At 37.3% G+C, this 23,934-nt stretch carries 17 protein-coding genes and 1 pseudogene; 2 read left to right on the top strand and 16 right to left on the bottom strand.

Annotated elements, in window-relative coordinates; genetic code table 11:
* Window positions 1-5 precede the first annotated feature (5 nt).
* Window positions 6-1,379 carry a RagB/SusD family nutrient uptake outer membrane protein gene (locus BUB80_RS15315; RefSeq protein ID WP_073294403.1) on the top strand — a complete coding sequence of 458 codons (1,374 nt, stop codon included), beginning with the start codon at window positions 6-8 and terminating at the stop codon, window positions 1,377-1,379.
* A 19-nt stretch (window positions 1,380-1,398) separates the two neighbouring features.
* The gene (locus tag BUB80_RS15310) at window positions 1,399-3,855 is read left to right on the top strand and encodes an alpha/beta hydrolase family protein (protein ID WP_228433836.1); all 2,457 of its coding nucleotides are present in this window, start codon (window positions 1,399-1,401) and stop codon (window positions 3,853-3,855) included.
* Between the two features lie 43 nt (window positions 3,856-3,898).
* Here the strand turns inward: BUB80_RS15310 and BUB80_RS15305 are convergent, their stop codons facing one another.
* From BUB80_RS15305 to traJ, 16 genes and pseudogenes are all read right to left on the bottom strand, one after another.
* Complete coding sequence (locus BUB80_RS15305; protein WP_073294397.1) at window positions 3,899-4,153, bottom strand: DUF6520 family protein; 255 nt, start codon at window positions 4,151-4,153, stop codon at window positions 3,899-3,901.
* A 65-nt stretch (window positions 4,154-4,218) separates the two neighbouring features.
* A complete protein-coding gene (locus tag BUB80_RS15300; protein ID WP_073294394.1) occupies window positions 4,219-5,688 on the bottom strand; it encodes a MauE/DoxX family redox-associated membrane protein in 1,470 nt (489 codons plus the stop codon).
* A gap of 158 nt (window positions 5,689-5,846) precedes the next feature.
* A complete protein-coding gene (locus BUB80_RS15295; RefSeq protein WP_073294392.1) occupies window positions 5,847-6,629 on the bottom strand; it encodes an AraC family transcriptional regulator in 783 nt (260 codons plus the stop codon).
* A 410-nt stretch (window positions 6,630-7,039) separates the two neighbouring features.
* Complete coding sequence (locus BUB80_RS15290; protein WP_073294390.1) at window positions 7,040-7,966, bottom strand: hypothetical protein; 927 nt, start codon at window positions 7,964-7,966, stop codon at window positions 7,040-7,042.
* Between the two features lie 203 nt (window positions 7,967-8,169).
* A pseudogene (locus tag BUB80_RS15285) lies at window positions 8,170-8,844 on the bottom strand (DUF2314 domain-containing protein); the annotation flags it as partial.
* 492 nt (window positions 8,845-9,336) lie between these two features.
* Window positions 9,337-9,753, bottom strand: coding sequence for a hypothetical protein (locus BUB80_RS15280; protein WP_073294384.1), 417 nt, complete (start codon window positions 9,751-9,753; stop codon window positions 9,337-9,339).
* Window positions 9,743-13,219 (bottom strand): DUF6443 domain-containing protein, encoded by a 3,477-nt coding sequence (locus BUB80_RS15275; protein WP_073294381.1) that lies wholly within the window; start codon window positions 13,217-13,219, stop codon window positions 9,743-9,745. The genes BUB80_RS15280 and BUB80_RS15275 overlap by 11 nt, the downstream gene beginning before the upstream one ends.
* A 9-nt stretch (window positions 13,220-13,228) precedes the next feature.
* Window positions 13,229-16,660, bottom strand: coding sequence for a hypothetical protein (locus tag BUB80_RS15270; protein WP_073294379.1), 3,432 nt, complete (start codon window positions 16,658-16,660; stop codon window positions 13,229-13,231).
* Between the two features lie 6 nt (window positions 16,661-16,666).
* Complete coding sequence (locus BUB80_RS15265) at window positions 16,667-18,208, bottom strand: T9SS type A sorting domain-containing protein (protein ID WP_073294376.1); 1,542 nt, start codon at window positions 18,206-18,208, stop codon at window positions 16,667-16,669.
* 408 nt (window positions 18,209-18,616) lie between these two features.
* Window positions 18,617-19,075 (bottom strand): DUF3872 domain-containing protein, encoded by a 459-nt coding sequence (locus BUB80_RS15260; RefSeq protein WP_083547180.1) that lies wholly within the window; start codon window positions 19,073-19,075, stop codon window positions 18,617-18,619.
* Window positions 19,076-19,092: 17 nt separating this feature from the next.
* On the bottom strand, window positions 19,093-19,656 hold the full coding sequence (locus tag BUB80_RS15255) for a conjugal transfer protein TraO (protein WP_073294373.1): 564 nt from the start codon (window positions 19,654-19,656) through the stop codon (window positions 19,093-19,095).
* An 18-nt stretch (window positions 19,657-19,674) separates the two neighbouring features.
* On the bottom strand, window positions 19,675-20,598 hold the full coding sequence (gene traN, locus BUB80_RS15250; RefSeq protein ID WP_073294370.1) for a conjugative transposon protein TraN: 924 nt from the start codon (window positions 20,596-20,598) through the stop codon (window positions 19,675-19,677).
* Window positions 20,599-20,622: 24 nt separating this feature from the next.
* A complete protein-coding gene (gene traM, locus BUB80_RS15245) occupies window positions 20,623-21,894 on the bottom strand; it encodes a conjugative transposon protein TraM (RefSeq protein WP_317043899.1) in 1,272 nt (423 codons plus the stop codon).
* A gap of 64 nt (window positions 21,895-21,958) precedes the next feature.
* Complete coding sequence (locus BUB80_RS15240; protein WP_073294364.1) at window positions 21,959-22,240, bottom strand: hypothetical protein; 282 nt, start codon at window positions 22,238-22,240, stop codon at window positions 21,959-21,961.
* A gap of 11 nt (window positions 22,241-22,251) precedes the next feature.
* The gene (traK, locus tag BUB80_RS15235; protein ID WP_073294361.1) at window positions 22,252-22,875 is read right to left on the bottom strand and encodes a conjugative transposon protein TraK; all 624 of its coding nucleotides are present in this window, start codon (window positions 22,873-22,875) and stop codon (window positions 22,252-22,254) included.
* A gap of 51 nt (window positions 22,876-22,926) precedes the next feature.
* Window positions 22,927-23,919: a conjugative transposon protein TraJ gene (gene traJ, locus BUB80_RS15230; protein WP_073294502.1), complete on the bottom strand. Its 993-nt coding sequence runs from the start codon at window positions 23,917-23,919 to the stop codon at window positions 22,927-22,929.
* Between the last annotated feature and the right edge of the window lie 15 nt (window positions 23,920-23,934).

The raw sequence follows: 23,934 nt of genomic DNA, 5'->3' as shown, positions 1-23,934 counted from the left end.
TACTTATGAAAACATATAAAATAATATATCTCATCATTATATTTTTCCTTTTAAAAATTACCATCTCCTGTGAAAAGCTCCTGGAAGTTGAAATTCCCAATAACCAGATCACTACAAAACAGGTATTTGAGGATGTACAAACTGCCAATGCAGCCCTTGCCGGTTTATATGCTCGTTTATATGAGAATTCCCCAATTGCAGGTGATCAAAGCGGGCCAACTTTGGGAAGTTATACAGATGATCTGGATTGCTATGCCACAACATCCACCAATGCAATATTTGATATCTACCGTAATCAGCAAATTCAAACGAATACAGAAATTTATTCCTATTGGACCTCTGCTTACCAAAACATCTATATTGCAAATGCCATTATAGAAGGGGTGCAAAATTCACTGGCATTACCAATAGTCGAAAGAAACAGGATCAAAGGCGAAGCACTCCTTATGAGATCAATCTTATATTTTTACCTGCATCAAATCTTCGGAGATATTCCCTACCCTGTTACTACGAATTATCAAATCAATCAAATCCTATCCAAAACATCCTCTTCCGAGGTTGTAAACAAATTGGAAAGCGATCTAAATCAAGCAGCCAATTTATTAACCGATGACTACCGCAATACGGAACGTATCTATCCCAATAAAAAGACAGCACAGCTCATGCTCGCTAAAATATATCTCCTCCAGCACCGATGGAATGATGCAGAGCTTGTTTTGAAAAATATTGTACAAAGCCCGTTGTATCAGTTTGAAAATAATATAACCAAAGTATTCCAAAAATCAGGCATGCATATTCTATGGCAGCTAAAACCTAAAAATCCGGGAGACGGAACTAAAGAAGCATCTACTTATTATTTCAATAATTCTGCGCCAAACAATTATGCATTATCACAGAATCTGATTAATAATTTTTCTAGTGTGGACCTTAGAAAACAAAACTGGATGGCAGTTGTAAGTTTTAATGGAAACACCTGGTATCGGGCAGATAAATATAAAAACCGAACCAATAATACAACCGAATACTCTATCGTATTTCGTCTGGAAGAAGCGTACCTGCTCTTAGCAGAAGCCTTGGTACAACAGAATAAATTACCGGAAGTATTGCCTTTTGTGAATGCCACAAGGCAGAGAGCCGGTCTTACAGCTTTGACAGGTGCAACAACACAATCTCTACTTCTGAGTGAGATTGTACTTGAAAACAGAAAAGAGTTCTTTACCGAAATGGGACACCGTTTTCTGGACTTGAAGCGTACAAATCTCCTGAATACATTGGTATCGGTAAAACCCAACTGGAAATCATACCATGATGTATGGCCTTTACCGCAGCCAGAGATATTACTTAATGCCTACTTAAATCCTCAAAACAATGGTTATTAATTTGAAAAAAACAGTATGGATGCTGATCCTCTTTGTGAGCGGCTATTCTCCGGCACAAACCACAAAAGATACCCTGCAAAGCGGGATATCAGGATTTTCACGACTAGCCAGTCCTATCTATTCCGGTGACGGAAGATGGGTCGCCGTTAGAAAACGGTACGATTTGACCCAAGATACACTGCTGGTAGTAGATACTCAAAAACCCAGTGTTCCGGCAGGTACAATAGCGCTGGGTGGACAGGCAATCTTTATAAAAGGGGACGGAATACTCGTTTTTGGACAAGGAAAAGCCGAGTTTCGGAATTTGAAAACGGGTAACAGGAAGAATTATGATCATGTAAAAATAGCCTCTCCCCTTTCTTTAGCGGGTAGATATGCCATCCTGGATCAGGAGACTAATTTGACTATATATACAGTCGATAATGAAAGACTGCAATATATCACAAGGGTACAGGAACTCCCTGTCACCGATGGTCAGAAAAAGCTCTATATCTACAGACAGAATGCCGGTCATCAGGAAATTATTGATCTCTCAGGAAATAGACCCAAAATACTCAGAACAACCCTTAATACGATTAAAAAAATGGAGCTGTCCCCCTCAGGGAAATATCTTTTTATAACTGAAATTGAGGAAAAGTCAAATAAAAGTCTGATTGTATGCATCAATACCCTAAGCGGAAAAACAGATTCACTTCCTGCCGTTTCTCGCGAAAAAGATGATTATTATAAAATTACAGAAATTCAGGAGGGAATGGCTTTTTTCATAAGCCTTCACTCCCCGAAAAAACCTGAAAGCAAGATCGTAGACATCTGGTATGGGACTGATGAGAATCTAAAAACCAGAAAAATAGGGATCACCAAAAATACGTATTGGATTTGGAAACCCGAAGTAAATACAATGCAGGAACTTCCTACCCATACCTATCCTGTTTTTGCAGCCATCAATAGTGATCGTTATTTTTTAGCTTTCCATCCCACAAAAGGACATGACTATCTGAACTATGAGCCGCAGTTAATAGATGTTCAGATCTATGACCTACTGATGAAAAGCTATCGCAGAATAGAAGATCTCAAAGGAGTAAATTATGGCTCATCGGAAATCTTTTGTTCCTCTAATGGGAAATACCTACTCGGCAGTGAAGACGGAAAAAGATGGTCACTTTTTGAATTAAATTCAATGGCAAAAAGCATTATTACCCAACCGAACCTACAAAATCCTGTTTTTACAATGGATGGTCGGTATATTTTCTTTGAGAGTCCGAACGATCTATGGCGGTATGAAATCAAAACCAAAAAATTGAAAGCTTTAAAAGTTGCGGCAGGAAAAGCTACGAAGATCGTGAATGCCAACCAATCCAAGATCTCTGATCAATGGAATTTTTCAGTTAATACCATTGATCTTAAAATTCCTCTCCTTGTGGAGGCTTTGGATGGAGCCTATACCACCTACTTCACTTGGAAACAGGGCAAGCAAAAAGAAATTGTCCCCCCAACAAAAAATGGCGTGCGTAACATTGTATATAATGATGGCTTAACAAGCTTTTGCTTCTTAGAAGAGAACTACAATATGCCTCCAACTCTATATTTCATTAAAGATGATGGGCAAAAGAAAAGATTGATACCTGCTGAAAGTAAGACAGATCAGGGTAGCTTTGCTTTACAACAGGATATCATCCACTATACAACCAATGATGGACTCCCCCTAAAAGGACTGCTGTATTATCCGGTAAACTTTAACGCTGCAAAAAAGTATCCCATGGTGGTACACATTTATCAGCTTCAAAACAAAATGTCAAACCAATATTTAACGCCCGGTTATCATAATCGGGATGAATTGGATATCCGTACCCTTTTAGAAAAAGGATATTTTGTACTCTTACCAGATACCGTTGTTGGAAACTCAGGACCGGGATTATCAGCCTTGGACTGCGTAAACAAAGCTTTAGATTTGGTGAGTCATAATCCGAATATTAATATGCAGAAAATCGGACTTATCGGTCATTCATTTGGCGGATATGAAACCAACTTCATTGCCACTCATTCTAATCGATTTGCTACTTATATATCAGGTGCAGGGCTCAGCGATATCATCCGGTCCTATTTTTCGTATAACTATCATTTCACTGGTCCTTATTTCTGGCAATATGAGACCGGTATATTCCAAATGAAGTCTTATACTATAAATAAATCAGCTTATATTAACAATAATCCGATACTGAATGTAGAAAAAGTCAATGCACCGATATTACTTTGGACCGGGAAACAGGATGAAAATGTTCCGTGGGATCAGACCATGGAGTTTTTCATGGGACTCAAAAGACACAATAAACAGGTTGTAGCCTTATTTTACCCTAACGGAAGACATGCTCTGAGTGCCAATTCAGATGAGAAAAAGGATCTGCACCAAAAGGTACTGGAATGGTGGAACTACTTTTTAAAAGACAAAAGGAATATCTCATGGATCGAAAATAGATAAAAACTAGGCTGCCTCAATGAGGTAGCCTAGTTTTTTCACCTGATTAATTAGCAAGCTTAAACAGCTCTTCTCCACACATCGTTTCAGATAACTGATGTAATGGGGTCGCATTGTCCGCTGACCAGAGGCAGGTTTCTCCTGGAATTGTACTACACTGGTTCTCTTTAATACACTGACCGTTTACGGAATCAATGCGATAGCCAGCTACAATTGCACGGTTACTTGTGGTTACTTTTGTTGCAAAAGCAGCGCCTGCGCCCATTAATATAACGGCAACAGGAAGAATAAACTTTTTCATAATAAAATATTTAAGATTGATTTTGCCTACTCTGTAAGGTTTTCGGCTTCCCCTGGTTTGGTTTCTTATAATGGCATCCTAAAGTGATACCGTAGCAGTTCATTTCCGATCAACACATATAAAAACCTGTCAGTGGCCAACATATGTGATATTGCATTTTCTTTACGGTTCCCGATATAAAAGCTCCCTACATACTCCCGCCTGTCGGTATGGTATATATCTACTACTGCAGCATTTTTCCAAGCTTTGGATGATTCATGTTTTCCCATCAAATTGGACTGAATGAACAATAAATGGCGATTAGCAGTCATCATTTTGTTGACCACGAGTGGTGGTACAGTCATTTTATGATTGCCATTAGTAAGTTGCCTGGTTTCAATTTTAGCCTGAGTTGTTGTATCGATTGTATTGAACTTCTGTATGGCACTCAGATCTGAATCCATTACCAAAAATTGGTTTCGGTAGGAATACGTATAAATAAATTGTCCAGTTCCTAAACCTCCAATGAGCTTACCATCAGAATCAAAAACACCGTCTATTTGCTTTTCAAGAATGGAAGGGTCTAACTTCAACTTTGGACTCTGACTAAGATCCAGAGTACCCAGTGTGTATTGCTGATTTTGACGACTCTGGGTTCTGATCGCAAATCGTAAAGAGTCCATTACCACCAGTTGGGTAAAATAAGCATCCCTATAACTAATGGTTCGCGCTGATGAATCTCCTAATGCGCCTCTGTATATAACCGGAACACTGCCATCATACAGATAATAATAGGGTGCCTTTACTTGAATTTGTAAATTGCGATAGCTGTGATCGGACTTATCAAGATGGATCTTCTTTGTTGAATTCGCTTTTAATGCTGTATCAAGTACAGTCAAAACCAAAGGAGCCGTTACATTACCCAGATAAATTCTACTATCATCCACTCCTGCGAAGTAATAGGAATTCATACCAAGGTCAAATGCTTTATCTTCTATTACAGGATGCAGCAGAAAGCGCCTGGTAAAATTGTTTTCTTTTTTAATGATATTTTCAGAAGATAAAAACAAAGCGATTACAATTCCCGCAGACATCAGACTTATTGCTAATGCCCTCATGCATGTTTTAAATTGACATGCTCCATTTTGGTGTTCCACAATATAAATACCTCCTAAAGCCATCAGGACACAGATTATATTGAAGATCATATGTTCTGTCCAGCCCAACTTTTCCAAAATCCCCCCACAGGAACAGGGTATAAAATCACTATAATTCAGAATGAGATAAATGTATACAGTAAAGCTGATCATAATCCCAAACGACAGATAAAACCCTATCAATCGGATATTTTTGAGGCATAGAAGTAATACAATGATAAATTCTATACCAATAACGGCATACGAAATGAAACCGGCATAAGCACTTAGCAATGGTGATTGGGCCAGCTGCACCTGAAAATTTTCAAAATCCAGCATTTTACTGATACCCGCATAGCAGAACAGAAGTACCAAAAAGTACGCAATACCAACAGGCAATATAAAGAGGCATTTTTTCATAGGGATTAATTTTCAGTTACCTGAAGTAAAACTCCCCATTAAAAAACAGAACTACATATCAAATAGTACCAAAAACATGCGAAAAAGTATAAAACATATTGAAGAAAGTACCCGATACATTGAAAATAGTACTAAATTTTTCAAATAAGTATATTTTCCTAGATTTCAGTCGATAATCTGGGAATAGAATGCACGGGAAATCCATATTTTTTGGCAAATAGAAAATACATACTGTTATAGTTGGAGAAATCATTTCGATAGGCGATCTCCTTAAAACTGTAACCGGTGAACAGGATATCTTCCAATACATTAAGCATTTTCATTTTATTGTGAAACTGATGGAAAGTGTCTCCAAAATAATCCTTACAATCCTTTTGAAACTGATTGTAATTCTTACCGTAATCAGCAGCCAGTGTTCTTAAGGGTTTTGACTTAGAGAGCTCATCATGATGAGCAGTATGGAGAACATCTTCCAGATAGTGCAGGGCGCTGGGGCTATATTGTATTGAAGATCCGGGAAGGGAAAGTTCATAAAGAAAAAAAACGACGCTGTGAGCAGAGCTTTCAAAAATACCGATTCCGGTATACAAAAATATTTGTCCGGATCGGTGCACGTGAATATTAACCGGGATCATGGAAGCGTTCACAGGATCTTTAACCAGGTTAATGAGCTTTTTTTCAAAACTTCTAAGCTTTTCCCGATTAAGATCCAAAAGATTAAATGTTTTTACAAGGGTACTCTCGCAATACTCATATTCCTTCGGAACAATGTTCACACTCCAGAAAAAACTGATATAGGTGTCGATAACCTTTTTAGTAAGCTTTGCCAGGAGTTCATGGTGGTTAGAACCTAAGAGGGATGACCTTATCGGGAGTTGAGAGAACCTGATCATTGCTCCTTCAATACTTTTGTCAATCAAAGAAAGTAAGAAGATATTCATGAGCGCGCTATTTTAGTCTGAGAAAAAAACTAAATAAAAAATCAATGTAACTCATTTAATTCAGAATATCAAATTTAATTCTCATTATTGAGAATTGTTTGAGATAAAAAATAAGAACTTTCTTGATTATAGCAGTATCACTGAACTTTACAAAGTTGAATATAATGTTACCTACTCCTCTCTGATATAAAGTCTTTTACCTTGTTTTAGTATACGAAAAACGGTAAAAAACTCTTTTTAAAATTTAAATAAAAAGAGTAGGTAAAAAATTACCTACTCATAAATCTCACTTTCATTCAATTGGAGTATAAAGACTATGTCCTAGAAAAGCTAATAACTTCATTCAGGTCATGATATAAATCATCCTGATTTTTACTTTTTGTGAACCAGTTCATACCACGGTTTTGCTTCTATAATTTATCAGCAAGTTTTATAACCAATTTTTTGTCTTTCATTATAAACAATATCCAAATCCAAGCAAATAAAGAAAATATAAAAGAAATAATAATATTCTGATAAAATAGGTTTGTTATTGCTTGGTTTGTTTGAAGTTCCAAAATTGCATGATTTATAGTCAAACCCTGTTTTACAAATAAAACAATTACAGTCATAATATTTGCAATAATTATGCTTATAATATTTGTTAGGGAAATAATATATTTTGTCAATTTCCCATGTTTTCCTTTAAAATAATCATAACCTAAGAGTTCGGTAAATATGATAACAAACGCCATTCCGGAGGCAATTCGTCCTAAATATACTGCAAATAAGATCCAAAATATAATTCCTGGAATTGAAAAAACAATTGAACCTAAAAATCCTGTCAAATAATTTTTTTCTTTTGAAATTCTTTCTTTTTCAATTTCGTAAAAGCTATTATTTTTCTGGTAGAAACAAGTGGTACAAAGTATTATACCTGTATCATTTAGGGTGTAATAGTTAATTTTCTGATTTGTACCACAGTTATGACATTTATTTTGCTCTGATACGTTTAGTTTTTTGAACAGGTCAACCAAAAAGTCGAACAAAGAATAAACAGTCTTAAGTTGAGTAAGAGTTACGTTTTCAGTGAATTTAAAAAAAATCTCATTGTCGCTAATTTCAAAGAGGGTAAACTTTAATTTTCTTTTGTTTAGGTTTAATTCTGTTTTGATTTGTAGCTTTTGTTCTTCTGTTATATTGCCAGTGGTTGCCGTTACCAATTTGAATTGAGGAGTGGTGATTAAACTTGCGTCTGAAACGTTGAAAAAGTATCCTTTGTAAAGTCCAAATACGCTGTCGTTTGTTTTATGCCAGCCAAGGTCTTTGGCTATTTTTTTTGCTTTTGGAAAAATCATATCTTTTTATTTTGATTGTTCTCTAATTTTAGGGTTATAATATGTTTAGTTTGAGGGGGGGTATAAGTAACCTAGGTAATTCTATTATGTTTTTTTAAAACTTAAAATCTTTTATTCTAGAATATCTTCACCTAAGTATAAATTTTCTCCGAAAATTTATACAATTCTTGCAGAGCCTTTTTTACATTTTTCTATTATTTCCATTAGTCCACTAAATTCAAAACTTTCCAATCACCATTTTTTTCTTGCCCAACCCAAAATTTAATAAATTTTGTATCACCATTATCAAAAATTAATTTTTCAAAAATCAACTTCTGTCTATTTTCTAATTTTTCATCAAGTAGAGTAAAACTCCTTTCTATATTATTAAAATAAGGAAATCCATTTGATTTTAAACCTTCTATTAAAGTCAACTTTAAAACTTCTGCCAATTCAGCTTTTAGTTCCTCTGTGACACTCAACTCTCTTTCTTCCAACAAATTTCCAGTTTCCTTTAAAAAGTTTTTACACGATAATACTCCTTCTAGATTTTCATCGGAATAGAAATTTTCGATTTTAATGATTGCTCCTTCCGGAGTTGATAAATTTGGCTCGAAAAAGTCATTTCCATTATCAATTTTAACTCCAAAGTCTATATCAAAATTCGTTTTTGCTTCTTCATCAAGAGTATCTCTATAATGGCGAATAGTATAACCACCAATCAATCTTCCGTCTTCAATAATCATCCAATCTATCACCTCGCCTATCAAAACTTTTTGAGAATTCCCGTTTTCAGCAAGTTTTCCTAAATAATAATTATTTTCAATTTTAACATCTTCCAACCATACAAAAATATTGTCATTATTCTTAAATTTAACAGCATTATATTGTGAAAATTCATTTTTAACTAAATCATTAAAATACCATAAAGTATTTTCACTTTATAGTTACACATAACCTGCTCCTGCACATAGGGTCTTTAGTAGTTGGAACAGGTAGCAACTAAGGAGCAGGAGCTACGCTAAGATTATCCGATTTAACAGGAGCTGTTTTCAATTTTAAATCATTTAATTTCGTGTCGGGATCATGGTTAATAGTATCTTTTGCTTTATCTCTTAATCCAAATAAGTACAATAAAAAAAGAGTAATCATCAAATTGATTGCTCACCAATATCGCTTCCTGTAAATTCATATCCACCGGAAACAGGGCGTACTCTCATTCCATCCAGATCTTATCACGGGTTACTGAGTACATAAGCATATTAAATTAGGGTATTAAAATCAATACCCTAATTTTTAATAACATTTTCTAAATTTAAAGAGTATAAGACATATAACCTTTTTGTTCTAAAAAAGATAACAACTCCACTCAGGCTTTTACAAAGCGGGGACTACAATTTAAAATATGATAAAGAAATATCATTACAAGAAATTCTAATATAAGAATCATCCTCAAAAGAGTATATTATTTCATCTCCTTCTTCTGGAGAATCTTTCAAAAAAATAGTATCTATATCAAAATTATCTCTAGGGCTGAAAGAAATACTAGTTAATGAAGTCTTATTAAAATTTTTATTAAATGACACAAATGAATAGGAATCTATATTTATGTGAGAAATCTGCAAAATATCATATAATTCATTCTTTCCCCAATCTTCTTCTGTTTTCTCAAAAAACAGTTTTATTTCATTGTGTGTTATTTCTATTTTTCCTAATTCAAAATTATTATGCACATCAAAATAATTATCAGAATCTTGAATTGCAATATTATCTATAATTCTAAAACTAGCTCTCATATTATTGTCCATTTCTATTCTTTAAAACCTTTCTTACTGTACGAATATCTTGCTGTGTCATTGGGGTTGCTTCTTTACTCGTTCTTGTTATACTTTTAACTTGCCCATTTACTACATTATTTTTATAAGTTTGACTATGTGGAGTATCAACACCATTATGAGCTTTTCCATCTAAATCAAATCTAGTTTGACCATTACCAGACTTTACTGTAACAGAGTTTTTTCCATTGTTTGATGTATTCTTAATTTCAAGAGCTTGACTTTCAAGGCTTGGAGTTTTGCTAACTTTACTAGTATTACCAGCTTTACCAGTAGTTAATACTATAGAAAGAGCTTCGATAGTTGTTGTTGTATTGTTTCTAGCAGTTGCATCACGACCAGTTGTTTCAAGAAGTCTTGAAACCATAGTCCCGCTTTCTCCGTTCTTCCAATAATTTATGTCATCATCTCCCTTACCAGGAATCACATCATAAGTATAATCATAAGAAGATGAAGGCAACATTGTTTTTCCATTATAGGAACCATTTCCTCTTCCGCCACCTACAGAACTGTATCGAGCACCGGGATCAAGAGCTCCTATAAATGCCCCATTATCCATCTGCCAACCGCCTCGATATACAAAATTACCATCGCCATCACTCCAAGTTTGACCTTCGGTTCCGTTTGCAGGAGGCCATGGTTCTCGTCCATCTGGATCGGTATATTTCACCGGATTATTAAAGCAAAATGCGTATGGCGACCAGCTCGGCATCTTCTCCGCCAACGGATCCACGTTGAAAAATCTTCCCAGCTCAGGAATACTGTTTCTCCATTTAAAAGAACTCCAGCCTGTTTCCTTTTGTTTTTCCTGTCCCTGAAAACCATACGTATAATTAGGAGTCTGAGTATACGTTCCATTATACCCTTGATACTCCAACCCAAAAGGATAATAATTGGTCTCCTTGTCAATGGTAGCAACATTATTATCTCCTTTGTAGTACGCTAACCGTATGTTTCCTACATGATCTTCATAATTATATACATATCTTTTCTTCTGAAAGTCATAATATCCCTCACTGGTCGGGAAAAACTGTAAACTTGAAGCACCTCCTTTATCTTCATACTGAAACCCATCAAGATATTCGGTATTCTCGGTTAGCATCAACCCACTTTTCGAAGAATAATAAGTGTAGGCTTTCTGAAGTTTGATACCGTCTGCTCTGTATATAAACTTTAGGTTATTGTTGTATTGGGCAAACTTAACCTCCTTAGGCAAATTTAAATAATTATATGAAATATCTGTTATTCCTTTATCCAAATGATTGATCATATTTCCATTAAGATCATAACCAATGGTATTGCCTCCTGCGCTGTACCCCAAACTATTCGTACTGATATCTGTTACTTTAATCAGTTGATTTCCTTTATAGATTTCGTAATTCAGATCATCTATTAATAAAGGGGTGTTGTCATAAGCTTGGTATCTTTTCAGTGTTTGGATGTTTCCGTTAACATCATAGGTTAAAAACTCACTATATCCATCAGTTACAGGAACAGTCGTTGAAGGTTCATGATAAGAAGCATCTTTTAGTCTGTCTAATTTGTCATAATTATAGGCATATCTTCTCAGCATATTTCCATTGGCTGTTTTCCAGTCAAATTCAGAAATATTCCCATTGTATTTTACTGGAGCGAAGGCAGTATTAGCCGGATTTTCATACTTTAATTCAAAGCCAAACAATTTTCCATTAAAGCTTGCAGCGTTGTTAGGATTGTTTACTGAAGTCAGCCAACCTCTGATGTTATAGGTATTGTCAATAGACTGCAATGGCGTTCCCGTAGTATTCCCTGTTTTTTTATTGATCAGCTGCCCAATATCGTTATATGTGTTTTCTACTAATAATTCTTCCTGTAGATTATCAACCTGATGATATTGCTTCACTAATCTTTTTTGATCGTCATAAACGAAACGCTCTTTTATTTTAACTTCTGTTTCGTTTGGAGTCCTTTTGTGAGAGGTATAACTTTCTTTTGCCTGCCCGGTGAAATCTAGTTCAAATTCTTTATTGGTGAAGCCTCCTAAATGATTGACTGTCTTGGTTGAAATAAGTCTTCCTTTAGAATCATAATAATTGTAGCTCTTGGTCCAGTTATTATCCTCAATATTTTTTATATAGGTAGCCGTGAGCATGCTTTTTGTAGAAGCATCTATACCAAGCCCCAACGTTTGAGGTAGGGCATACTGCCCTAAAACTGTGGAAGGAACAGCCGGAGCTTCTAAAGGATAAGTATCATAATAATTAACCGTTAAAAGCGTCACGCTACCTGTCGGAAAAGCCTTTTTATCGTAATAAACGTTCATATTCTGTGACGTAAAAAAGTCCGTCACCCTTTTCTCATTATTGGATGCATTGGCAACCATCGTATTCAATGCATTTTGCATCACCTGCCTTGAAGCGGTATTGGAGAAGAAACCGGTATAAACAACTCTATTGAACTGATCATATTTGGTAAACATCCAGCCCTTATTACCAAAATTATTGTTTACGGTTCTAAGAATTCCGTCCTGTGCTAAAACAGGTCTGTCCTGTTTATCATATACCGTAAATTCCCAGCCTTTTCCCGGTAATTTTTTCTCTACTTCTCTGTCCCTGCCATCATAGCTGTACTGGTAACATAGTTCGTCTAAAACTGTCTGACTGATAACATTATTATTCTGCCCGATCTGCTGGATTGCCTTGGGAGGGAGTATAAATGCCTTTTGGTTGTATTCATTGTAGACATAGTAGGTATCGATATCCTGTGTACCATCTGTCTTACGGATCAGCAATACCTGTCCGCGACCATTGGTAAACTCCACAACAGGATTGCCATCTTCATCAGTTACCGTATTTTTGTATAGCGTTGCCGCTTCATAATACCCTACAACAGATAAAGCAGAAACGGTATTGGAAACGTTGCTTACCGTGTTGGTCGTCGTTACCGTAACAAACTTTCTGACTTCATTGGTCGTATTGGCCTCATATTTATATTTCCGAGTATGTCCTCCACCCAGCTTCCAAGCATCACCAGGCTGCCCCTCCTGCAGAACCCTGTCTAAAGGAGAGTTTTCAAGTTCTTTGTCTGCATAAGCATTCGCCACTCCGTAATAAGCGTTGGCCGTACTTTCATTGGTGATTCCTGTATGTATCCCGGTGTTTTGAGTACTTGCAGGTACCGGAAGTATATTCTTGGTCTGTCTTCCGAATCCATCGTAAGTTATGGGAGACACCAGATCTTTTCCTGTAGGACTGGCTTTAACATTGACAATCTGTTTGGCGCGTCCCAGACCATCGAAATAGGTGATGCTTTCAGATACTTTTGCGTTAGTGACTGTGGGATCGCTAAGATATGTTTTAGAATATACATAATTCTCCGAAATGGTCTGTGCACAGGCTGTCCCGTAGGCAGACCATAGTCCCAAAAGCAATACGGTCTTATGTATGATATGTTTTTTCATCGTATGGGGTTATGGCTTGTAGTTATATTTAAATTCTTTTATGATCTTGTACTCATAGTTTCCGGTACTGTCTTTCTCTCTTATCTTTACTTCTTTGAGCCTGTTTGCTGAATCATAAGTATATATTTCCCTGATTCCTGATGGTGGAGTTATACTTGTTACACCAATCAATGGATCATAGGTATAGGTTGTTACAAGCATATCTGCCACCAAAGAACTTTTTCTGAGTCTTTCATAAGAATCTATCAGTGCGATTTCCTGCGACGGATCTAAAGCATCTGCATCAGAATTGTCAATGCATCCTGAAATATAGTTCTGCAACGCCGAGTATAGGATTCCTTCCACTTTTATAATCGGTACAGTTTTATTATATCCCCAGACGATACTTACCGGTGTACCTTCTTTTGTCGTATACTGTAAGACATTACCTTTATCATCATAGCTATTGTAGGTAACCTCTGTAGAAGCTGTACTGTTGCTGTTTAAAGTATCATAAGAGCTGTACGATAAGGGAAGTACTAAATTACCGGAGGAAGGATTGGGTAAAGAGCCTGGGTACACCGTTTCTGTCTTCGACAACATTTTAGAGGTAGTTCCAGTACTTTGAGTAACCGCAGTTTCCAACGGAATACCAACCATATTTTTTGTAATCATAAGCTGGTTATCTTTCTCATAAGCATATTTGTGAGCTGCTTCATTAAAAGAAAAGTCCGGATAAATAGTTTTCTGACCCGTCAACTGTACGTGTTTGGGATTGTTGTAAAAATACTGGGTTTCAGTTTTCAGCGCATTTCCATTCAGATAATCAGTGGTTTTCTGCGATTTCAGATATGAAAAATAAGATATATTCTCATACTGATTGATCGATAGATTATTAACAATCTCGGAATGGGTAAAAACTGTCCCTATGGGTTTTCCGTAACATTCATCATATACCGTTCTGTCAACATTACTTGCTCCTTGGGCAATACATTTGCCATTATAAAACGTATGACTATGGGCTGTCAGACAGTCTGTCTCTGTATATTTAAGTTTCACATACTCATTGGTACAGGCTCTTGTCGGGATAGGCATGATAAGTGGTGGTTCATAATCAAGCCTTACTCTTAAACCGCGTACTGAATATTGTCTACTGTTATCTTGTTCATATTCATTGATAACTTTCTTTACGAGATTGTTGTTCTTGTCATAATAGCTTGACTCTAACTCTCTACCGTTATTCCAGCCGAAGTTAGTCCACTGCGAGCTTCTGATATCTACACCCTGAATATTTTTTCCAAAGTAATCCGTATTAGTTGAAAATTCATGGAGCGTATATCCACCATCCGTACCGATGGATTCCATGACTGATTTGTAAAAGAATGCAGGATGTGAAGGATAGAGTGTTCGGAAGTTATCAGAAGAAATATTGATAAAAGGGAACTCACTAATACTCGCATTGCTTATTATACAGAAATTGCCGCTGGTAGATCTATCTATGAAATATGGTTTTTCAACCTGGATTCCAGACGACATTCCAAATTCACCTGTGTTATAATTATACCTTTTGATAGTAAGCTGACTTCCAGCAGTATCATATGATGAAATTTCCTTTATTCGAAGCCCACCTATAGGAATATTGTCTGCTACTTCCTGATCCTCCTCCGGAATATAGTTAACATTTAGGAAACCAATAGTACATCTGAAATTTGCCTCAAGTGTAAACTTTATTTTCTTCCCCTTTTCCACATAATAACAACTGGAACTGTTTCCAGGAATGGGAGCCGGAAGATTCCCAAATCCGGGACAATTGTTTCCACCAAACGGCTGTACCGGCTGATTATTTTGATCTACTGCCCAAAATCCTGCAACATGATGATTACCTGTATCGGCACTGATCCCCTCACAAGCATCATTGTAACCACTATTAAGAACAACACGCATATACTGCGTCCTTTTGTTGTCGATTACAGTTTCATCGGTTATCTTATTATTTGGGCTGTTTAGTAGCATTCGGTTTACCTGAAGCTGTGCTGCAGTCATTGGCGGTGTAATAATTCTTCTTCCTCCTATCGTGTTACTCTCATAATCAAGAAGAGTATATCCTTTAGTAGGATAAATGATTTTTCTAAGCAGTCCTTTTTTTGCCTTTGTTTCATCTACACTTTGGTCAGCACCATTATAACTTAAGTATTGGATTATAAAGTCCTCCACTTTAGGAACAAGTACCGAATTATTCTTGCCATTATAATATCCGTACATATCCCGGCTGTAAGAAAGCCTCTTTGGAACTCCAGGCAAATCAGTATATTCGAAAATATGCTTTTTTCCTGATTTGGTTTCTGTCATTTCACTCAGGAAAACCCTGTCGTTTGATGTTTTGGAATAGGTTAAAACATAAGATTCTATAACAGTAGTGCCTATAGATTTTGTGATCTGCGAAACCTGTCCTATTTCATCTTCCAACAACTCATTATATGACAACTCTATTTTCCCTAGCACAGTATTATTACTGTATATTCTTTTAAGACGCTTTCCTCTTACATTCTGGAGATTGTTCATGGGAAGTGATATTGTTGGAGGAAGTGAAAATCCATTCGAACAGTTTCCGTGATCGTCTAAAAGAGCAAAGTTAGCCCCCGGTACTGTTGTAGTAAGTGACTGAGAAGTAGACAATATGGTATAATATACTCTTTCTTCATATTCAAAGTATATTTCAGTACCTTGTGTATCTACTATTTTAGTTAAGTACCATGAAGACACGTTGGTTTTGGGAATACTATGTCCTGCTCCGACTGTTGAGTTACTGGTAATTTCTTTTTCATCAAAATAATATTTCACACCATTTTCAAGAGTGATTATAAATCCTGTAGTTATTCCTACTTTTTCTATCTGTACATTCCGCTGGGAAAGTATAATAGGATATCCTCTTTTATCAAAAATAAAACTGAAGCTGTTGCTACCAAAACTCGCATAGTATATATCCGGTTCGGAATCAACAAACCCAGAACTCACGGCCTGAAGATAGGTTCGCACAGCATTGTCCTCTACTTGCAGTGAATCTAAATTCGGTGGATTTTTGAAATCGGTATTTGGATTTGATTTTTCATCAGCTATCCCTCTAATTACTCTTGTAATCACTCCACCTCCCGAAAATTTCCAACCTAGTCCTGCAAGGCCACTAGATTCGTCTACTCTAATTCCGGCGCTGGAGTAATTAATAATAATAGATACGTCGTTTCCCTCAGGACCATAATTCATTATTGGAATATCAATATTAGGCGTTCCGGTAAACATTCCGACAGGAACATTCCCATAACTCCCTAATTTATAAGCTTCGGGACTTGGAGGGAGTATATTAGGCTGGAACAGAGTTGGGTTGTTTACATATGGATTCTGCTGGCTTTTTAAATGATTGCTGGCTAGCCAAAATAGCAGAAAAATTAATATATATTTTTTCATTTGTTATTATTTTTTAATCAATTTAGCATTAGCCGTTTTATTCGTATCTGTCTTAATCGTAATCAGATAAACCCCTTGAATCAACTGCTGTGTATTAATTTTAGTCACTTTATTCTTCGTTTTTAAGCTTTGTAATTGTCTTCCTGACATATCGTAAACAATAATATCAGCTTCCTTAAAGTCAAAACCAATTTCCACATACGCATAATCTGAAACAGGATTCGGATAAATCTTGATATCTTGTTTTACAATCAATTGATCAATCTGCTTATCTCCAAGCTTAATAATCTTCCAATTCTCTTTGCCAAGCTCTTCGGCACTGGTGCCTCCCAAAATGATCGAACCATCTCTGTTAAGCTTTATATCAGATAATCTTTCTTCTTTCTTACTGGATTCCCCTTTGACGTGTTTTCTCCACTGCTCGTTTCCGTTCTGATCCAAATACAGCATCCAGAATTTCTCATCATCAGTTTGTATTCTGCCCTCGGATTGCGTATATCCGCCTAGTAAAATCCCTTTTGAAGTTTTATCATCTGAACCATGTAAAACACTTATTCCTATCAAAACATCTCTATTTTTGAAATTGTAAGACTTCTGCCAGATTTCATCCCCTTTGTCATTGAGCGAGATCAGCCACAGATCTGTTCCTTCTTCAATTCCGACTGTTTTATTTCCTGATCTTTCGGATCTCGATTCTCCTCCAATTAAAAATCCTGTTGAAGTCAATGCGAATGTTCTTAAATGATCATCACCTTTTCCTCCAAAGTTCTTTTCCCATTCAACTTTGCCTTCTTTATTAAGTTTGATGACCCAATAATCTCCTTCGCCAAAGTTTTCGGTTTTCTTTGAGCCACCCATACCACTTCTGGAGTAAATCCCAAGCAAAGCACCTCCGTCTTTCGTTGGAATCATTTTCTCAACTTCGTCTAATCCTTTTCCACCAAAAATAGATTGAGAGAGTTCTTTTCCGTTTTTATCGAGTTTTATAATTAAGATATCTTTAGATCCATACCCTTTAGCTGAGTTTTGCACATTACCCGCAACAAAAAATCCTAGATCAGTAGTTTGAATGACAGATCTTGCTTCTTCATCTGTATTTGATCCAAGTGTTTTTTGCCAAAGTTCGTCTCCGAATTCATTTAATCTTATCAACCAGAGATCTGAACCTCCTTTGGAATCGTCTTTCTTGTCCAAACCTTTTCCCGAATAAGAAGTTCCTGCTAAAAGAAATCCTCCTTCTTGAGTTGCTACCGTTGCTGAAAGAAAGTCGTGATTACTTCCGGCGAAATATTTTTCCCAAACTTCTTCGCCTTGCTGATTTAGCTTAACTAAGTGTAGGTCATAACCATTGTTTTGTTTGTTTTCTGTAGAAAGTTTTTTAGATTGAATTGAACTGCCAGTAATTAAATACTGTCCATCGATTGTTGTGGTGACCTGACTTAGAAAATCCTGTGTATTGGATTTAATGTCCCGCTGCCAAACCACTTCTTGAGCAGACAAACCAAATACTGAGCATATAGCAATTGCAGCAGCATAAATTTTTCTCATAAGCGTTGTATTTTTTGAAATTTAAACCAGTAAAGCTATTCAAAACACTATTTTTTTAAAATGGGGTTTTTACGAAATTTTATTTTGATTATTTCCGTAAAAACCCTGAAATGCACTTATAAAAATTTGTATATTTTGAAATCTTTACTTTCACTGATACAAAAGTAGACCGGCGCAACGACAGAACTTGTCGTGATATATTTATCTTGTAAAGAATGTTTATTATAATAATTATTGAATGACTAGGTTTTCAGAAGTTTCATTTTATTAGATGATAACATCAACCTTTTGAAGAAGGGGCATCACTATTGACTTGATCATAACGCGTAAGATTTTAGTCTTTTTTTAACTAAAAAGGACCTGCCATTGAAGTGCAGATCCTTTAATTTTTATGTTATTAAAACGTTACTATTCCTTGTTAGCAGCATTAAACTGAAAGCTCACTTTCTGTTCATGCCCATGATTATCAGAAACCCACACATCAAAAGCCTGTGTGACATTCGATTCAGAAACATAATACAATCTGAATTGCTGCTGAGTTAAAGAGTATGAATCATTCGGTTTTAGCAGTTTATTATTTTCTAACTGCAACTTTCCCTGTCCGTCAAATTGAAAGTATCGGATAGAGTACTCTGTACCTTGGTAATTTCCCTTGGATTTTAGAGTACATCTGATCGTTATCGTTTCTCCCTTGGAAATGCTTTTTGGAACCGGCATTACCTGCAGTTCAAATGGAAAATCAGTTTTTATCTCGAGTTCTTTATCACAGGACGAGAATGTAAACAAGATCAAGAGTATTGGTACCATCCTTAGCGCAAAACGTAACCCTTCTACAAAAGGCACTTTTTTATGATTAATAAAGTTCATTGTTTTAGATTTAAAAATTAGAAAATATAACGTATACCAACACCTGCCGATGGTCTGAATCTTTCAAGTGAAGTTCCCCAGACGGCCTTAGTTCTACCCTGTACAAGCATCACCACGTGATCACTCAAATAGGTCTCTAAAGAAAGCCGTAATCCTCCCCCATAGATAAAACTGTCCTTATTTTGGATCACAGCACCACTGGGTAGTAATTTCTTACTTTTGTTGATCACTTCATATCCTGCAACACCGGTTATTCCCATATTCAAAGAGATATTCTTTGACCAGTCACCCAGCAGTACAAAGCTGTACCCACCTTCTCCGCTGTACGTTTCAACAGGAATAGCATCGTTTTCAAATTCATGTTTCTTACGGGAAAATTCAACAGCCCAAAGCTGATGACTGCCGTTTTTACCGTTAATGGTCATACCCGCCTGAACATAGAAGTCATTACGAAACAGCTTCATATCCGAGAGGAATCCTACGCTAACTTCAAAACCATTCTGTCCTTTGATCAGCCTTTGGGCTTGTACGCCAGTAATGCTCATTACAACCATCATGATGGCTAAAATATAGGTATTCATTTCGATGAGTTTTAAGGGTTAAAAGATCAGTTTAAGCTCAGTGACCGGTTTCGCATGGATCAGATCCATATTTTCCACTTCTAATTTCGGATGCCGGCCGCCGTTTTTTTCGAAGATTTCAATTACCAACACTTTATCATCAGCCAGGGTAAACTGGTCCAGTAAAAAAACATTCCGTTCTGTGCGGGTGTCTTTAACATCAGTCAAAGGAAGATAAGTTCTTAATGGAATGAGCTCATTTTCCTGTACTGCCGTACGTTTGGACGTTTTCTTATCCGCAATCTTAAAGGTCATAAAGTCAATCGGAAAAGGCACACTGGAGTTATTTTTGAGTTCTGTATGGAAATAGTACTTTCCATTATAGATATAGATCCCTTTGAGAAGGAAACTGATTCCGAAACTATAAGAGCCAATGTGTCTAATCAGCTTTTTATTCTTTGTATAAATAGCTTTCAGAGCAGCCTCAGTTAAAGAAGGCTGGTTACCACCAAGATCTTCGAAAAGGACATCGTTTACCTTTTCCTTTTTCTGGGTCTGCAGCATTTTTTGAACATCATAGTTTAACGTCGAAGGATAACGGCTGTAAAACACATCAAAATTATAGAAACTTCCATCTTCAGTAATAACAGAGAAATTGGTTTCAGCAGCAAAATCACGTACCGCAGCTTTGATACGAAGTACATTCTCCACTTCATCTGCTTTTCCTGCAATCAAATATTCACTCCCCATATCGACATACCTTATTTTAGAAGGAAAAATAATATGGGTGGTCTTGTCGTAGGTTACCGTGAGCCAATACGGTTCTATTTTGCCGGTTTTGAGTCTCGATTCCGTTGTGAGGGTATCATTAACAGGGATGCTGTCCTGCTGCTGGGCCTTAAGCTGTATGTTAAAGCTTGCCAGAAACATCATTATCAGCAGACTTTTTAATAGATTTTTCATATTTTTTGAATTTTGGATTAATCATTATTTTTTGGCAACCAGAAATATTTTATGTCCGGCTTTAAGCGTGATCTTAGGCATTCTTACCTTTTTTGCGAAGTATCCCGAGATTCCCTGAACAAGGCTTTTACTCAGGTCCGAGGTAATCTGCTGTCCTGCCGATGAACTTAGCGAGATACTGGTTCCTCCTGTATTTCCCATATTCGCAGCCATTTCGGTAAGGGCGCTCCTTTCAGCAGAATATGGAATTGCCAATCCAGGCTGTCCGTCCAAATCAAAGGCAGTGAGTTCTACAGGAATAATATGACCTTCAAATTCTATGGACCCAATCAAAAGCTGAAGTCTTAGCCCCTGAAACTTGGCCATCGCAGTGAGTACTGTTCCTTTTGGAATCACTAATTTTGAGAGTCGGGCGGCATCTAACAATCGTATATGTACCGCCTGGTCAACAGTGATGGTCTGAGTTTCATAAATACAGGCTCGGATGCTGTTAACTGCCTGCGGAGTTTCAGCTACCTTTCCGGCAGTGTAAAAGTTTCTGTTTTTCACCTGATTCAACTCAGAAAGGAAAGCGGAGTCCGAAGGTTCCCGATAGAGTGCAGATACAATATTTTTATGGTTTGGGTACAAAGCGGCAAATGAAGCTTTTTGTTTCTGCTGCTTAATCGTGTCGCTTGTACTTTTACCTACATTTTGGTCTGTCTTTCCTTCTGTTTTGATAGTATTTCCCGTTGTAGGAAAATATTTGGCAGCCATCTGGTAGGATTTTTCCATCAGGGCAAGTTGATTTTGGACCGGATTGACCGGTGCTGTTTCCTCTTTTTGGACCAATTGTGCTTTTAAAGATTGTACTTCACTTTGCAACCGGGTAGTTTTCCCCTTATCCTCATAAAAACTACCCAATGTTCCCTGAATATTCCGGTAACTGTTGAGAGCTTCATGCTGGGAGGAGGAAGTGCCTCCTCTATCTGGTACAGCGTTTCCTGAAGTGGAATTGGTCATCTCTGATGAGGAAGAAGCACTGTCCTTATTCCAATAATCTGATAAAGCGGTCAATGACCGCTTTTTTTCGAGCTCCTTTTGTTCCAGCAAATCAGACTCATAGGCTTTACTTTTATCCGCCTGCATTCCGGCCTCTGTTGCCTGTGGTACCGCTTCATTGAGCCCCGCCTGTTGCTTATTCTTCTTGTCTGTAGAAGGAACAAATATCAGGTACATACATCCCAGAAACACAATAGCCATCAATCCGAAAATAAGTGGTTTCTTGAGCTTCTGCATGGTGTCTGAAGAAGACATTTCTGATTCAGGGATTTCTTTTTGGCCCACCTCAGTAAGCCTGATTTCCCGTTTGTTATGAGCATTATTTTTCATGATCATTATTTTTTATGGGTGTTAATAAGGAATCCTTTAATGGTTTTTCCTGTTCTATCATCGGATTACGGATATGCCCCATAACGGGCTTATGTTGTGAAGAATCCATTTTGGCATCATACCAGACTGTCAGCACAACCCCTCCTGTCAGCAGCAGATATCCGGCAAAAAACAGGATCACCCATTTTTTCTGCTCCTTGGCAGAGAGCTTCTTCCAGCGCTTCTCTAACCTCGTTTCGCAGGTATGGAGAAATATTCTTAGTTTTTTCATAGTATTGGTTTTTAGCGGTCTGTAATCCGCAGATCTTTATTTTCCAGGACACTGAACTTTTCAATATTAAATCCCTGCGGGTTACTATCCGATCGCACCGAATTAAGGAGATAGCAGGAAGTGATCAGGCTTCTTTCTGTCAGATTACTCGAACGGATGATATACTGCCTGGCAAAGGTTTTAACGGCATAGGGATAAGTCTCAAAATTGCATCGTACGCTGTCTATTTCAATGCGTTGTTGGACATTACCCGAAATAATCCGATTGTAATAGCCTTTCTCCGATAGATCTTTATAGTAGTCAAATGCACTTTTATCCGCGAGATTAAAGGCTCTCTTCATATTGCTTTCGATGGCATTTTTATCCGGAGCCAACGTAAAGAACAGTTCATGAAAACGACGGACATGCTCCCGGGCTTCCACTGGACGGTTGATCCTCACATCCTGAGCAAGGGCAAGCATCAGTGATTTACCTTGATCAAGTACATAGATCTTCTGCCTTTGCTGCTCGGCAAAGTGATAGGACTGCCAGACAGCATATCCTACCACCGAGATACACAGTACCGCAAATACGAGGGCATAGAGCCTGATCTGTCGGAAACTGTTTTCAATATTTCTTAGGGTTTTAAATTCCATTTCTAATTTTTTTACATGGATTACATGATGGGTTCATATTGTTATAATTGATTATTTCAGAAGCTGACCACCGATATTTCCGGCTACTGAACCGGCTCCTGCTCCCGCAACATTGCCTGCTTTTTGTGCCGTCTGGGTAACATTACGCATGAAATTACCGGCACCACCCGCCTGAATCACCCAACCTGTTACCGTCGGTATGGTGAAGTAGCCCACAATGCCAATGATCATAAAAATGGTGTAAACCGTACTTGAACCGTCAGGAATGAAATTGGGATCAGATAAACTCTCGATATCCTTTTCCAGCATCAGAGACTGCAACTTAGCCAGCATAGAACTGAATATATCTGCGACAGGAAGCCATAAATACACACTGACATATCTCGAGATCCACTGCGTTAAGGTGGATTGAAAGCCATCCCATACCGAGATGGCAAAAGCAATAGGTCCCAGAATAGACAAAACGATCAGAAAGAAGGTTCGTATGGTGTCAATGACTAAAGCCGCAGCCTGAAACAGAATCTCCAGCAGATCCCGGAGCCAGTTTTTTATCGTCTTTTCAAACTCATAGGTCTGCCTTTCCATATACATTCCTGCCATGGTACCCAGATCTGAAGGAGACCACCCCAGTTCATCGAGCTTTTTATCAAACTCCTCATCGGAAATCAGATAAGCCTGCTCAGGATTTCGAAGCATAGCTTCTCGTTCCAATCTATCCTTTTGCTGCTGTAATTTATTAAGGTCCAATACCTGATTTTCGAGCATTCCATGGGTTCCTTTTACCACAGGACTCAGCACTGCATTGATGGTCCCCAGCACCATTGTTGGAAAAAACATAATACAGATTCCCAAGGCAAAAGGTCTGAGCAGTGGAAATACATCAACGGATTCAGCGCGGCTTAGGGCTTGCCATACTTTCAAAGCGACATAGAATAAGGCACCGAGTCCTGCAACTCCTTTGGCCACTGCCGCCATCGTGGCGGACAGTGGAAGCATCTCGTCGTATAACGAGCGTAAGATCTCATGAAGATTTTCAAAGTCCATAATGATAAGATTTAA

Origin of the sequence: Chryseobacterium polytrichastri, assembly GCF_900142445.1 — a bacterium.
Classification (GTDB): Bacteria; Bacteroidota; Bacteroidia; order Flavobacteriales; family Weeksellaceae; genus Chryseobacterium; species Chryseobacterium polytrichastri.
Note: the sequence above shows the minus strand (reverse complement) of the source record. Positions and strands in the feature narration are given on the sequence as shown.